Raw genomic sequence first — 14,696 nt, forward strand, 5'->3', positions numbered from 1 at the left:
AGAAAAACGATAACGACGTGAGAGATCAATGAACGAGGATCGGACCAAAGCCGACGCCATCGACGACAGTCGTTTTCGCCTGTTGATCGATGCTGTGATTGACTACGCGATCTACATGCTTGATCCCGATGGCATCATCACCAGCTGGAACGCCGGCGCCAGGCGCTTCAAGGGGTACGAGGAGTCCGAAATCCTCGGGCAGCACTTTTCGCGGTTCTATACCGAAGAGGATCGCCGTGCCGGTTTGCCCCAGCGAGCGCTGAACACGGCGACCAGGGAGGGGCGTTTCGAGGGGGAAGGCTGGCGGGTTCGCAAGGACGGCACGCATTTCTGGTGCCACGTCGTCATTGATCCGATTCTCGACCCGTCGGGTAAGTTGCTGGGGTTTGCCAAGATTACCCGCGACCTGACCGACCGCAAGATGGCCGAAGAAGTCCTCAAGCAAAGCGAACAGCAGTTCCGCCTGCTGGTTCAAAGCGTTACTGATTACGCCATCTACATGCTCACCCCGGATGGCCGCATGACCAACTGGAACCTCGGGGCTCAGCGCATCAAGGGCTACTTGCCCGAAGAAGTCATTGGCCAGCATTTTTCGATGTTTTATACCCCGGAGGACCGCGAGGCCGGCGAACCACAACGGACCCTGGACATTGCCGTACGTGAGGGGCGATTCGAAAACAAAGGCTGGCGCGTGCGCAAGGACGGTACGCGGTTCCTGGCACATGTCGTGGTCGACCCGATTTGGGGCGACACCGGCACGTTACTCGGCTTTGCCAAGATCACCCGTGATATCACCGAAGTCACACAAGCCCAGCAAACCCTGGAGCAAACCCGTGAAGCGCTGTTTCAGGCGCAGAAAATGCAGGTCATCGGTCAACTCAGTGGTGGCATTGCCCACGACTTCAACAACTTGCTGACCGTCATCCTTGGCAATCTGGAGATCATCCGCAAACGCGTCGGGGACGATCCGAGAATTACCCGATTGGTGGACAACGCCACCCAGGGTGCCCTGCGTGGCGTAACCCTGACTCAGCGCATGCTGGCGTTTGCCAGACGCCAGGAGCTCAAGTCCGAACCTGTCGAGATCCCGAAGCTGGTGCAAGGGATTACCGGACTGTTGCGCAGCTCCCTCGGGCCTTCCGTGGTGCTCGAAACGCGCTTTTCGCCAGACCTTGAACCGGTCCTGGCCGACGTCAATCAGCTCGAACTGGCGGTACTGAACCTGGTGACCAACGCTCGAGATGCAATGCCTCATGGCGGAAAAATCGTGATCAGTGCCCAGACAGATGCTGTTCTGGACAAGACGAAGCTTTGCCTGGCGCCCGGTCGTTATGTCTGCCTGAGTGTCACCGATACCGGTGAGGGCATGGATGACGTGACGCTGGCATCGGCGACGGACCCTTTTTTCACCACAAAGGGAGTAGGCAAAGGTACTGGCCTGGGGCTGTCGATGGTTCATGGTTTTATCGAGCAGTTGGGCGGCCGATTCGTCCTCAAGAGCCTGAAGGACAAAGGCACAACCGCCGAACTGTGGATACCCTTCGCCACCGCTGGTTCAGTCACCAAACCTGTTGCCGAGGAGCAAGCCGCACCGCCCGTGCCCCGACTGTGTGTGTTGGTGGTGGACGACGACAGCCTGGTGTTGACCAGTACCTGTCTGTTGCTCGAAGACCTGGGGCATCGAGTGATCAGTGCCGCGTCCGGCGCACAGGCGCTGACTATGTTCGACAGTGAACAGGCGATTGATCTGGTCATCACCGACATGGCCATGCCACAGATGAATGGCGCGGAACTGGCGCAGGCTATCAGGATCATCAAGCCTAGCCTGCCGATCATCCTTGCCACCGGTTACGCCGAGCGCCTGGAAGGTTTCGCCACCAGACTTCCGCGCCTGTCCAAACCCTTTACCCAACTCAATCTGGTGGAAATCATCGCCACGACCATGAAATGACCAAGCGAGCTCAAAGTTCGGTCGCGGATTCCTTTGTCTGTCATTCCAGCTGAACTTGTCGGGAGACGTTACTTCTAAACGCTTTCCATCCCGTGCGTGACTCTTGTGCCCAGAATATTGACCGAGGCCCCGGCCGAAGAAACCCTGACCGAACACAACGCCAAGATGTTCGGGTCCCCCAAGGAGCGTCTGGATTTCTACCGCCGGGAAATCCAGTATGAAACCAGCATTCTGGCCAATCGCACCGACGCCTACCTGGCGGCGCAATCGTTTCTGGTGATTGCCTTCGCATCGTGCATGTCTAACCTCAACCCTGAGTGGGGAAAACTCTTCACGCTGGTGGTGCCACCCTTTTTAGCACTGTTGGGGCTGCTCAGTTCGCTCAACGCCTGGCCGGGGATTCGCGCGGCATACGACATCATTGATCACTGGCATTTCAAACAGAGTCAGTTGCTGCACAGTGAGCCCTTGATGGGGCTTGCTTACGATGAGTCGCCGCTGTTCAGTGAGATGGAATCGTCCCATAAGGGGTATCGCAAGTCGTTGCTGTTTTCCGTGCGTACGCCGTGGATTTTCGCCATTTTTTGGATGCTGTTGGGCAGCTACGCGGTTTACATCCAGGTGACCAACCCTGGCGGGTGAATCGAACACCCGAAAAGGCCCGGTATATACCTAATGCCGATCAGTTCAGGAACGACACAATCCGTAGCAGCTGGCGAAGCCTGCGTTCGGCTGCGCAGCAGTCGTAAAACCTGAGTTTGCGGTCTTCCTGAAATACCGCATCGTCTGATTTCACGACTGCTTCGCAGCCGAACGCAGGCTTCGCCAGCTGCTACGGATCGCGTTTGGCTTGAGTGATCAGCATCAGGCCTTTAGGGTTGCCGCCACTTGCATCAAGCCGCCAGATTGGCTGCACTCATTTCTTTCTTGTACTGAGCTTTCAAACTTTCCATTTGCGCACCCAGCTCTTCCAGGGTGGCGTTACCCAGCAGCTTTTTCGCCTGAGGAAACATTTCCGTTTCCTCTTCTTCGATGTGGTGTTCCAGCAGTTCCTTGACCACTTTCACGCGACCGGCAAATTCCGGGGTGGACGGGTCGGTGACTTTCAGGTCTGGCAGCACCAGCGAATCAACGGTGCGATGTTCTTCCTTGGCTTCGTAATACATGACGTCCTGTTCCTTACCCCCGGCTTTCTTGTACGCCGGGTACAAGACTTCCTCTTCGAGGCGGGTATGGATGGCGATCTCCATTTCCAGCTTGGCCAGCAACTCGCCGCGCTTCTTAACTCCACGCTCAGTGGATTCGCTTAATTGGGTCAGGATGCCTTTTACGCGTTCATGGTCGGCTTTCAACAAGTCTATGGCGTTCATGGTCGGGTCTCTCCAACGAGTCAGGGGGTGAGCGCGAACGGTCTCAAGGCCGAAAGTCGCTCATAGTCCTTGAGCATTTGTCGTGCCGGTTTTCCGGTGAGATACCTTTCTTATAAAACAAGGAGTTGAAGCAACTGATAGCAAACTGAAGTCATGCAGCCTGCATGAGTCCGGAAATTGACTCATGCAGTTCGCGGTAAACATCAGCTATTTTTATTCTTGTGTTGTTCATATCGAGCGAGGAGGGGTTGAGTGCTGATGCCGTGGAGCAGGATGCTCAATGCGACGACAGACAGTGTGAGGTTGATGCACAGCGTTGCCACCGACGGGTTCAGGCCGTGGTTCAACGAATAGAACAAGTAATACAGACTGCCGATGCCGCGTATGCCGAACCAGCCAATCAGCATTCGCTGGCGCCCGTTGAGCAAACTGCCCCAAGGCATGGCGACGACGCTCAACGGTCGTATCAGGCAAAACAACACGCCAGCGATCGGCAACGCGCGCCAGTCCCAGTGCGCCATCAGCACCACGCCGAGCAACGTCACCAGAAAGACTTCCATGGCCCGTTCCACCAGACTACCGAAGGCGAGCATGTCGCCCATCATGATGCCCGCCGCGACCTGAGTGTCCTCAAGGCTTGCGGTATCACCATGAACCGCATGTTGCGGCTCGACGTTCTGATGACCCACAACCGGCTGAACCAGATGCTCGGCGGGAAGTTCGTCGTCGCCCATGGATTTGACTTCTTCGTGGCGCAAACCCAGGCCGGCAGCGAACACCGACAGAAAGCCATAGCCGTGAATCGACTCAGCCCCGACATACGCCAGGGCAATCAAGGCGAGGGCGAGGTAATCATTTGGGGAAAGGGTGCTGTCGTCATTCTTGATGCGCATTAACAAGGTCAGGCGACCAATGCCGCGTCCCATCCAGTAGCCGGTGAGCAAACCGGCCGGGACAGCCCATAACAGACTGCGCAGCACCCAGTCGCTCAGCCAGCCGGGGTCGCCGTCGTGTTGCACCAGCAGCAGACCGAGGATGACAAACGGGAAGGCGATGCCGTCATTGAGCCCGGCCTCACCCGACAGCCCGAAGCGTACGCTGTCGTCATCCCGGGCGTCGTTGACCTGCACCAGGGCGGCGAGCACCGGGTCGGTGGGCGCCAGAATCGAGCCGATCAACACGGACGCGCCCCAGGACAATTCGAAGCCGTAATGCAGCAACAGACTGACACCGGCAATGGTCAACACCATGACCGGGCCGGCCAGGCCGTAGGCAATGCGCCAGTTCTTGTCCCTGAGCGGCAAGCGCAACTTCAAACCGCAGACAAACAACGAAAACAGCACCGCGACTTCCGTCAGATGCTCCATCCAGGTGGACGCATCATCGGTGTCCAGTTTCAACAGCCCGAACCCCGCGGGCCCGATGGCTACACCCAGCACCAGGCACACCGCCGACGTAGTCACCGGCATCCAGCGCAGGTACGACGACGTCAGTGCCAGCGTCAGCAGCACCGCACCCAACACCGCCACCCACAAAATGAAACTCATGCTCGGTACTCGTCGGGTGCGTGCCGCGATGTCGTGCCTTTGGTGATTGATCGACGGTCGCGGGCAGGTATTCAGGCGTCAGTACGTTGAACCATAGCAGGATCATTGAGAGCAGGAGGATGACTAGCGCCACTCCTGAATATCGATTCGTCTGCAGAGTACTACGTCTCTATTTCGCCTCAGCGCCTGATGGCGGACTTGGCCTTGCAGGTGCACGATCAACGCCTTCTCGACTTGGCCGCCCAATGCCTCACGCGTACCGCTGAGCGCGGCGGTTTATTTTGGGACCATCCCCGGGGGATGCGTTTGGCGTGGTCACTCAGCTCTCTGTTGGGTGGCTTCTACTTGTGCTGTCTGGATGTGGCCTTGACGCGGCCAGATGTGTTCCACCTGCGTTATATGGATAGCGTGCTGGTGCTGACGCCGACACACCATAAATCGGGTCAGGCCGTGCGCGTGGTCAATGACCTGTTTAATGAACTCGATTTACTCAAGCATCCCGACAACACCTACATCGGGCGCATCGAACGCGGCTTTACCTTCCTGGGCCGGCGTTACCCGCCTCCCTAGACTCGCGTTCATCGAGATGAAGGTCCGCGCGTCCGACGACTGACCCGAGCCATACAACGCTTTGGCGGTAATGCTGTGAGCCGCCACCGACGGTCCCCGCCCAGGTCACGCTCAGCTTGTCCGTGGCCAGCATGCCGGTGTAGTGCGGCACGACGACGGTCAGGCGATCCTTGGCGGCGATCGGGTCCAGCTTGCCGTCAGGGGCTTCTTTCACGCGAGGAGGGCGCAGCGTCAGGCGAATGCGGTCGTAGGCGCGCCGGTTGGTGTAGTCGAAGCCGAATACCACGCCTTGCGCAGCCTGTTCGGCATCCACCCCCTGATCCCGGACGGCCGTCGGTATTTGCAGCCGCATGCCTGCAGGTGCCGGTTCGCCGGGCGCACGAAGGTGGTACAGCACCTCCAGGACTCGGGATTTTTCGGCGCCGTTCCCGCCGGGCCGGGTGACGATGTAATGGAGCGTGTTGACACCGTCCTGCAGCTGTCCGTGTGGCACGTTCAGGCGAATACGAAGATTTTCCTCGCCAGGATTGATGGTCTTGCCATGAACGGGCGTCGCTGCGTCGTTGACATACAAATCCACACGATCATCCACCGCCAGGGTCCAGGACTGAACCTCGGTCCATGGATCGATCAAGCACTCAAGCCCCGTGAGCACCCCATCGTAAAGTGATTTTGGAATACCCCCGTCCGCGGTACCGGCGGGCAGGACAGGACTGATCCAGCCTTGAATAATCACTGGATAGAGCACGAACAATTCGTTCAGCGCGGCAGACTGGATGTCCATCATTCACTCCCTGTGTGGTTAACCCTGGCCTTCGAGGGGGCAGGCTCATCACACACCAGAGGTGTGAATAGGGGCTACTGTCAGATCTGACAGTAGCGACGAACGGTTGCAGTGTCGCGCACGTCGGTCACTCGACAACCGACCTAAAGCTCACAGCCCTTGGCAACGCCTATGCAGAGATCGGAGTCATTGGGAGTATTTATTCCAATACTTGAGATGGCTTTTGTGGTGCGGGTCGGATGACAGCTGTTCACCTTTTGAAATCAGCGTTCGACGCTCCTGACGGAGCGCCGAGTCAGGTGCAACGCAAAGGTTAGCGAACCTCGGTTGGCGGGGTCTCGTTGAGCGCTGCGCAGCGACTGGCTTTCAGGGCCAGCCCCCTGGATGCCGGGCTGGCCTGGTAGGAAACCTGGCCAACCAGGCGATCCTGGACGGCGCTGCTGTCGCCTCCGTACTGAGGATAACCCCAGGTCACGACACGACCATCGGCGGTCAGGGCGGTAAAGCCATAGTCATTGCTGTAAAGCGCCCGTACATTGGTCAGTTGGCTGACGACTGCTGACGTATCGCCGCCCCCGGTGGGATCCCCCCAGGCCACCACGGTGCCGTTCTGGCGCAAGGCGGCGAACGCGGTGTATGTACCGCACACCTGAACGATATCGTCCAGCGCCGCGATCTCGGCAGGCACTATACCACCTGAGTACACGCTGCCCCAGCCGACGACAGAGCCGTTAGCCCGACGAGCGACGAATGCACCAGCGGTGGCAGTGACTTCAACGATATCGGTCAGCGCTCCGAGCCACGGGTCAAGGGTGCCCCCCACGCCCGGAGGCCCCCAGGCCACAATCTGGCCGGTCGCCCGTCTTGCAGTAAAAGCGCCATAAGTGGCGCAGCTCAGTTCAATGATGTCGGTCAGGGCGGCGATATTCGCCGGCACGGTTCCACCGTATTCTGCTTCACCCCAGGCTACGAGCCTGCCGTTGGCCCGGAGTGCCGCAAACGCGTGCTGACTGCCGAGGAGTGTCTGGATATCGGTGAGCGCGGCAATGTCGCTCGGCACGCTTCCACCCACGGCGCCCCAAGCCATCACCTGTCCGGTGGCCCGCTGCGCAACAAACGCGAACCTAGAGCCGACCAACCGAACTACGTCGGTCAGCGCTCCGACTGGAGTCGGGACCGTGCCGCCATTGTAACCCCAGGCAACCACCTGCCGCGTGTTTTTGATACCGGCAAAGGCAGAGTCGTTACCAATGACCTGAACGAAATCCTGAGGTGAGACGCCGCCCATGTTTCCACCATAAGTCGCTAAGCCCCAAACCACCACTATCCCATTGGCTCGTCGGGCGGCGTAGGCGGAACCGGTGCAGCTCACCTCGACAATGTCGTTCAGGGCGATGATGGGCGCGGGAATCGTTGCCCCATATTCCGCACGGCCCCAGCCCACGACATCCCCCCGATCCCGATGCGCCACGAACGCCGCCTCATTGCCAATGATATTCGCCGCATTCAGCGTAATCTGATCATCAGCGGTGCGCACTTGCAGCGGTAGCTGTGGCGCGGTATCGCGCCAGGTGGTGCCGGCCGTCCATTCGCTGTCTTCAGGGTATTTCCAGTGGGCCTCGAGCGGCTGACCGGTGGTGGCGTTAAACGCGCTCAACAGACGTGAAGCGCTGGACACTCTCCAATTGCTGCGGTTAGCACGCGCGCCCATGACCCTCAGAATGCCCGAACCGATCACCTTGCGAACATCGTAAACCGTGGGGTCCGAGGGCCCGTCCGTGCCCCCGGCTTTGCGCTTGACGAGGTAACTCAAGTTAATGCTCAAGCCGTCGTTGGCCTCGATCAGCGCATGCGGTACCTTGATGGAGGACAACTCCTTGCCTGCTTCCGCAGGCAGGACCCTGTGCGGGTACGTGGTGATGGTCTTGCTCTCGACGGTGACGATGACGTCGTCATCGGTTTTCAGCAGGGCTGTCGCCGGGATGATCACGGTGGCGCCAAGGGGGAATACATCGTCCGGGTTCAGTTGGTCTTGCTGTGCACCGGAGGCCTCTTTGAAGGTCGCGACCGGCAGTCTCACTGCCGCGCTGACGGTGTAGGTGCGTACCGGAAAGCTCACCGCCTCTTTGTCGTCCGGACTCTTGCCCAGCGCGGCCTTGAACCTCATTGTCAGGGTTTTGCCATCGCCCAGGTCTTTCAGATAGTCGTAGGGCAATGTCACGTCGTAATAGCCCTGATTGATCCAGGCCTGATTCACGTAACTGCCCGTCGCCTGCATCAGCCGGCGATTGTGGATAGTGCCATCGGCTTTGAAACCCTCAAGATCCAGCCACACATACTGGCCGGTCGCAATCAGTGGCCAACTGGGCGAGCGTGTTGTCGCTCCACCGGTCACGTCGCTCAGGTTCAACACCGTGCCTTCACCGTTGTTGGCGGCCTGCAGGATCAGCGGCGGTTTGAGCTCACTCACCGGCAGGGTCAAGACATTCAGCGTGAAGGTCTCCGAGGGTGGATAGGTTGTGCCGTTGCGGATCACCGTGTAGCTCACCGTCACCGGCTTGCCCAGGTTGAAGGCCACCACGCTGTTGGGGATCGGGACTTCCTTGATGCCGACGCTGCCCACCTCAACCGGGGCCGAGGTGTGCGAGCCTTCACCGGCGGTCCCCGCCCAGGTCACGCTCAGCTTGTCGGTGCCCAGCATGCCGGTGTAGTGCGGCACGACGATGGTCAGTCGGTCCTTGGCGGCGATCGGGTTGAGGCTGGTACCGACGGCTTCTTTCACGCTCGGTGCGGGCAGGTTCAGGGCGGCCCCCACCTGCAAGACGCGGGTGAAGGACCCCGGTTTTTTGCCGTTGGCGCGCAACACTTCGTACCGGACCTGCACGGTATTGTTGAGGTTAGCCGTGACGTATTTGAGTTCGACGTCGAACTTCACTTCCTGGCCGACGCCGGCAGTATTGATCGGTACATAGTCGCTGGTGCTGCCGGCTTCGGTCGCGCCTTGCCAGAAGAACGTCACCTTGTCGCCGTCGGCCATGCCGTCGTACGCGGCGATGCGCACCTTGGTGCCGACAGGCGGGACCAGGGCCGGGTCGAGCACATCGTCGGCAGTGGCGTAATCCACGCTGGGCTTGGGCAGCAGGGCCCCACCGCCGAGGACCGTCAGTTCCAGCGGCGGTGAGTCCAGGGTGGCACGGGCAAAGGTCACCACTTTGTAGGAGACGCTCAGGCGCCCACCGACCAGAGGGCTGAGCTTGTCCTTGGGCACCAGAAAGCGCACCGGCTGGTCATCCGAACCGCCGGTGATGGGTTTGTCATCGGTGTGGATCAGCGGTGAGCCGCCTTCGGTTTCGCCGGCCCAGGTGAGGTAGACCCGGTCGCCGGGCTGCATCAGGTCGCCGTAGGGCGCGATGATCACGGTGGCCCCGGTGGCGGGGATCAGGGCCGGGTCCAGGGTTGGCCCGGTGATCCCTTCGATCGACGGCGGTGCCAGCTCAAAAGCCTGGCCACTGACCGTGACCCGTTTGCGCCGTGAGCGATATTTGCCACCGATCAGCGGCTGCACTTCATACAGAACCGTTGCTTCGCCGCCGCCAATCGCCCGCACGATGCTGTTGCTGATCGGCAGTTCCTTGGAAAACCCCAGGTCATCGGGGACGACGTCGTAGGTGACGACCTCCGGAATCAGGGTGCCCTCGCTGGTCTGGCCGTTCCAGGTCAGGATGATGTGGTCCTTGTCCGCCATGTTCGGGTACACGGGCAAGGCGATGCGTGCGTCTTTGCTGCCGAGCTCGGCCAGGTTCAGGTCATCGTCGCCCAAGGCATCCAGCACCCGCGGGGCCGGGAACGCGCCACCGCCGGCTTCAATGTCGGTATTGGCGGCGAGGGAGAACAAGGACCAGTTGTTGACCCGGTCACGGATTTCATAACGTACGATCAGCGGACCGTCCCCCGGCGCCACGATGACGTCGGGTTCGACGCGGATGGCAATGGGCGCGTTGATGTCCACGATGGTGTGTTTGATCGGGTAGCGACTGCCGCCCCAGAACAGCGTGACGATGTCGTTGGCGGCGATGTAGGCATAACGTGCCAGCGTCACGGCGAGGCCGTTCGCCGCTTCGGTGTCGCCAATGACCGGCGGGATACCGCTGGGGGCGAAGAGGCGTTCATTGATGGTGGGGGTGGACGGGTCGGGGTCCGGGTCGCCGGGGATTGTGGTCTTGACGAGCACGTCCAGGTGAAAGGAGATCGACACGTTGCTGCCCACGAAGGTGGTCACGCGGTAGAACAGCCGGGCATCGCCTTCGACAATGTGCTGGGGGAGGACGGCGAAGGTCAGGCTGTGGGAGTCGATGTGGCCCTGGTTGACCGGGAAAAAGTCGACTGTGGCGCCGTCCCACACCAGCTCGATGCGGTCATTCAGGGCGATGCCGGGGTAGCCCACGGCGGTCACATGCACCGGCACGGTGGGGTCGTTGAGGTCCTGAAAGCGCAGGCCGCCATTGATCTGGGCGACCGGGATTTTGGGGGCGACCAGGGTGGGCGCCGGGTCGGCGCGTTGGGACAAGGTCGTGGGTTGCAGCGGGGCGTCGGGTGAAGTGTTCATGTCCATGATGAAGTCCATTTGCAGGAAGTGGGGATGAGCGACGCCTGCCCGCCGCCTTAACGGCGTGGCGGGATGGGGCAGGTCGATTCGTGTGGCAATTTCACATCGATCAGGACAAAGGCTTCACGCGATGTGGCTTTGGCGCCGCTAACTTTGGCGGTGACCCTGTATTTGACCTTGGCCGAACCTTGGGTACAGATATGCAGAATGTTGAGCGCTGGAATCGGGAAGTCGACGTACCCGCGGGTCATATCGGCGACAACCACTTCATGGGTCGGCTCAAAACGTGACGCTTCGATCTCGTTTCCGGTACCGGCATAATTGTCGATGCCGATGAAGAACAGTTCGATTTTGTCCTCGACTTTCATGTTCAGGTAGTTGGTGATGCGCAGTGGAGTGCTGCCATCCTCAATCACCGCACGACCAATCGCGTTGTCTGCGTTGGCCTCGGTGAAAACGCCTGGCCCCAGGCCGCCGACGCCACCGGGCAAGTCGCCGGCCGAAAGGACACTAACGTTCTGGACCGGTGAGCGACTGACGCCCTCGTGAGGCGCGGTGGCCAGTTTGCGGGTGACGGTGTAGCGGACCGGCACATCCCCCGAGCCTTCCAAGGCAATGATCGCCTGTAGAACTGGCAGCACCAGATCAGCAGCATCGGTGGATTTTACGGGATACGGTGCGAGTGACTGGGTGCCCCAGAACACTTGGACGATGTCCCCCGTGACCATATACGCGTTGCCCGTTTTGTCCCGCCACGGGAGGGTCGCCGTGGCGTCCAGCTCGAAGTCTTGCGGTGTAATGACATTGGGGGTTTTGCTGGCACCGAGCACGAGGTTAGGCCGCAGGTTTTCATTCTCCGGGGTTTCAGGATCCGGGTCCGGGCCGCCCGGAATACTCAGGTCCACCACCACCGGTGTCACCGGGGAGGTCTTGGCGATAATCGTGCTGCGGCGAAATTCATACTTGACGTCAATCGGGCCCTGACCGGCCGACTCCACCAGCGCGTACAGCAGCTTGACGCCGATGATTGGATCGTTGGGCAGGTCTGTATCGAGCAGCGTCACTGGCGCTGCGCGCTTTGAGCCCCAGAGGACGGTGATCTCATCACCGGCCAACGCATTGTTGAAGGTCGGAATCAGCACTTCAACCGGTATCCGGGCATCGGCGTCGGTGACCAGACCGTCGTCAAACGCCGGCACCCGGGGGGCTTTCAGCGGTCCAGGTTCCTCACCTGAACCCATCACTTGAGCCATCGCCTCTTTCGAACGTCCCACCACCTGGCCATTGCGCACCAGCTCAAAAGCCACCCGCACCTGGCTGCCGCTAATGACCCGGTCATTGGGGACTGGCATGAGGCAGGGCTTGAACTGGCCAAACCCATCCTTTTCGACGGTGCCTTGCGTCGGGACCTCGAGGTCGGGCGGGGTCGAGCGATAGATCGCCTGAACGGTGTCCCCGACCTGCCAGGTCGGTGCGCGCGGCAGAACCACCACCCACAAAGGCCCGCCCTTGAGTTTGTCGCGATCAATGAGACCGGGATCATCTTCGCTGTCATCGAGGTCTTCCCGCAGGAGCGGGGCGTCGAGCGTCGTATGTGCCAGGTCAACGTCAGCTACGATGACGTGCGATTCGCGCCGTCTATCCGTCGGATTGTTCACCTGAGAAATCACGGTGTAGCGGATCTCGAAGGCGGGGTTGTCACCGGCCTGTTCAAGCAGGTCCTGGGTCAGGAGAATCACATAGGGTCGGTTCTCTTCACCCGGTTGCAGGGTGAAGGTAAACCGCTTGCCGTTGAGCATCAGCAGGATGTTGTCGTAAGGCTGGCCGTGGGGGTAAGACACGGTCAGGGGCACGCCCTTGGCCGCTTCCTCTTTGCCGATCCGGGGCGGGTTGCCCAGTTCCGGTGGCAGGCTGAGCATCAGATAAGGATGAGCCCCGGTGCCCGGGACATCATTGCCGCCAGGGAGTTGGTGATGGTACAGCGCCCAGGACGCAATTGAGGGCCCGTCATTGCCGCTGCTGCGCTCGACCACATAGAAAAAAATGTTCACGCGCTCGACAAGCAACGACTGGAACACGTTGAAAAAGGTGGGGCTGTTTTGGTCTTCGGCGGCCACGGATTTTCGTTCGACCAGCAGCGGTTGCGGATCATCGAGGGTTTTCATGTACAGCGCGATGGCGTCATATTCCCCGCCGCTCGGGGGGTCGATCTTCACCTGGGTCGCCCCCTCCCGGCGACTGGGGTCCTGGGTGAACGTGGAATGGGCCAGTCCTCCGACCGGCACGTTTGCGGGGGGCAGAGGGTCACTGATCACCGGGTAATTGGCGCTGGTAAAGCGCAAAGGGTAGAGCACCAACACACCGGGATTAGTTTGATCAGTCGCCATCAGGTACCTCCGAGGTCATGACGCCGGGCGCGTCCGCGTCGGAACATCAAACACCGGGGGTAGAAGGCTGGCTACTGTCATATTTGACAGGTAGAGGGTGGATTCAGACGGACGGTCGACCTTAGGTCGATAGGAGGAGGGTGCTTTAAACGACAAAAATGAGCATCAAAACTGTGGGTGGGCCAGCTGTCCTGACGCATTAAAGGAAGTGATGCAGCCGCTGCCGAATGCATCGGTTTGCGTGATCGTTCCCACGCTCCGCGTGGGAACGATCATCATCAGGCGTTGCGATTGAGCAAACTACGCTCCATCCGCGCAATGCCTTCTTCCAGCAATGCCCGTGGGCAGCCGAAGTTCAGGCGCACGAATTGTTTGCTGTCATCGCCAAAATCCAGACCAGGGCTCAGCCCGACCTTGGCTTGATCAAGGAAAAACTGCTGAGGGTTATCCAGTCCCAGCGCCGAGCAATCGAGCCACGCCAGATACGTGCCTTGCGGGATATTCATGGTCACACCCGGCAGTCTCGTGTTGACTGCTTCCACCAGATAATCCCGATTGCTTTGCAGGTACGCCTTCAACCCGGCCAGCCAAGGGCCGCCTTCGCTGTAGGCGACGCGGGTCGCTTCCATGCCCAACGGGTTGACGCTGTCGACCATGCCGCAGCGGGCGTGGTTGACCTTTGCACGCAACGCCGAGTCCTGAATGATCATGAATGACGTCTTCAGCCCGGCGATGTTGTAGGCCTTGCTCGCCGACATCAGCGTGATGGTGCGTTTGGCGATTTCCGGGCTCAGGGAAGCCGTCGGAATGTGCACGCGGCCGTCGAAACACAGCTCAGCGTGGATCTCGTCAGAGATGATCCAGGCATCGTGCTCCAGACAGATGTCGGCAACTGCTTGCAGTTCTTCTCGCGGGAAGACTTTGCCCACCGGGTTGTGCGGGTTGCTCAGCAGCAGCGCACCGCCACCGGTCAGCGCCCGATTCAAGGCATCGAGTGGCGTGGCGTACGTGCCGTCCGCCAACGCGTCGAATTCGAGTTCAACCTTGTTCAAACCCCAGTGCCCCGGCGCATGTCGCAGCGGCGGGTAGTTCGGGACCTGAACCACAACGTTCTGCTGCGGCTGGACCAGCGCATTCAGCGCCATGTTGAAACCCGACTCCACGCCGGGCAGGAAAATAAGTTCCTCAGGCAATACGCGCCAGGCGTACTTGTTCCAGAGGTCGGCGACGATGGCATTGCGCAAGTCATCCTGGGCCACGCTGTAGCCGAGCATCGGGTGTTCCAGACGTTTTTGCAGGGCCTGGATGATCACCGGCGGTGCGGAGAAGTCCATGTCGGCCACCCACATCGGCAACACGTCGGCCGGGTAACGGCTCCATTTGGTACTGCCGGTGTTGTGGCGGTCGAACACCTGATCAAAATCGAAAGTCATGCTCAGTCTCATAAAGGGCAGGGTAAATCCGACGCTCATGATAAACGC

9 protein-coding genes are annotated in these 14,696 nt (G+C 60.0%); 3 read left to right on the forward strand and 6 right to left on the reverse strand.

From position 1 onward, the window contains the following. The first annotated feature begins 28 nt into the window (after window positions 1-28). Complete coding sequence (locus ABH912_RS05450; RefSeq protein WP_429509933.1) at window positions 29-1,951, forward strand: PAS domain S-box protein; 1,923 nt, start codon at window positions 29-31, stop codon at window positions 1,949-1,951. A 105-nt stretch (window positions 1,952-2,056) separates the two neighbouring features. Beyond that, window positions 2,057-2,593: a hypothetical protein gene (locus tag ABH912_RS05455; protein WP_429509934.1), complete on the forward strand. Its 537-nt coding sequence runs from the start codon at window positions 2,057-2,059 to the stop codon at window positions 2,591-2,593. 251 nt (window positions 2,594-2,844) lie between these two features. On the opposite strand, the gene ABH912_RS05460 is transcribed toward ABH912_RS05455, so the two are convergent. Together ABH912_RS05460 and ABH912_RS05465 are read right to left on the reverse strand one after the other, a co-directional pair. Continuing rightward, window positions 2,845-3,321 carry a hemerythrin domain-containing protein gene (locus tag ABH912_RS05460; protein WP_033054929.1) on the reverse strand — a complete coding sequence of 159 codons (477 nt, stop codon included), beginning with the start codon at window positions 3,319-3,321 and terminating at the stop codon, window positions 2,845-2,847. 203 nt (window positions 3,322-3,524) lie between these two features. Then, a complete protein-coding gene (locus ABH912_RS05465; protein WP_429509935.1) occupies window positions 3,525-4,868 on the reverse strand; it encodes a cation:proton antiporter in 1,344 nt (447 codons plus the stop codon). A 366-nt stretch (window positions 4,869-5,234) separates the two neighbouring features. Between ABH912_RS05465 and ABH912_RS05470 the strand changes: the two genes are divergently transcribed. Next, window positions 5,235-5,438: a hypothetical protein gene (locus ABH912_RS05470; protein WP_429509936.1), complete on the forward strand. Its 204-nt coding sequence runs from the start codon at window positions 5,235-5,237 to the stop codon at window positions 5,436-5,438. Here the strand turns inward: ABH912_RS05470 and ABH912_RS05475 are convergent. The 4 genes from ABH912_RS05475 to ABH912_RS05490 form a co-directional block, all read right to left on the reverse strand. Beyond that, the gene (locus tag ABH912_RS05475; protein WP_429509937.1) at window positions 5,404-6,222 is read right to left on the reverse strand and encodes a hypothetical protein; all 819 of its coding nucleotides are present in this window, start codon (window positions 6,220-6,222) and stop codon (window positions 5,404-5,406) included. The two genes, ABH912_RS05470 and ABH912_RS05475, sit on opposite strands and share 35 nt — an antisense overlap. A gap of 313 nt (window positions 6,223-6,535) precedes the next feature. Next, window positions 6,536-10,834, reverse strand: a complete 4,299-nt coding sequence (locus ABH912_RS05480) for a hypothetical protein (protein WP_429509938.1) — start codon at window positions 10,832-10,834, stop codon at window positions 6,536-6,538. Window positions 10,835-10,884: 50 nt separating this feature from the next. Beyond that, window positions 10,885-13,215 (reverse strand): hypothetical protein, encoded by a 2,331-nt coding sequence (locus ABH912_RS05485; protein ID WP_429509939.1) that lies wholly within the window; start codon window positions 13,213-13,215, stop codon window positions 10,885-10,887. 278 nt (window positions 13,216-13,493) lie between these two features. Further along, window positions 13,494-14,648 carry a MalY/PatB family protein gene (locus ABH912_RS05490; protein ID WP_429509940.1) on the reverse strand — a complete coding sequence of 385 codons (1,155 nt, stop codon included), beginning with the start codon at window positions 14,646-14,648 and terminating at the stop codon, window positions 13,494-13,496. Window positions 14,649-14,696 lie beyond the last annotated feature (48 nt).

Origin of the sequence: Pseudomonas sp. BT76 TE3572 (assembly GCF_050435365.1) — a bacterium.
Lineage (GTDB): Bacteria > Pseudomonadota > Gammaproteobacteria > Pseudomonadales > Pseudomonadaceae > Aquipseudomonas > Aquipseudomonas fluorescens_W.

What these genes read in the sequence shown, in the direction of transcription:
- ABH912_RS05450 (WP_429509933.1), top strand. Translation starts at nt 29, where the DNA reads ATGAACGAGGATCGGACCAAAGCCGACGCCATCGACGACAGTCGTTTT.
- ABH912_RS05465 (WP_429509935.1), bottom strand. Translation starts at nt 4,868, where the DNA reads ATGAGTTTCATTTTGTGGGTGGCGGTGTTGGGTGCGGTGCTGCTGACG.
- ABH912_RS05460 (WP_033054929.1), bottom strand. Translation starts at nt 3,321, where the DNA reads ATGAACGCCATAGACTTGTTGAAAGCCGACCATGAACGCGTAAAAGGC.
- ABH912_RS05475 (WP_429509937.1), bottom strand. Translation starts at nt 6,222, where the DNA reads ATGGACATCCAGTCTGCCGCGCTGAACGAATTGTTCGTGCTCTATCCA.
- ABH912_RS05490 (WP_429509940.1), bottom strand. Translation starts at nt 14,648, where the DNA reads ATGACTTTCGATTTTGATCAGGTGTTCGACCGCCACAACACCGGCAGT.
- ABH912_RS05485 (WP_429509939.1), bottom strand. Translation starts at nt 13,215, where the DNA reads ATGGCGACTGATCAAACTAATCCCGGTGTGTTGGTGCTCTACCCTTTG.
- ABH912_RS05480 (WP_429509938.1), bottom strand. Translation starts at nt 10,834, where the DNA reads ATGGACATGAACACTTCACCCGACGCCCCGCTGCAACCCACGACCTTG.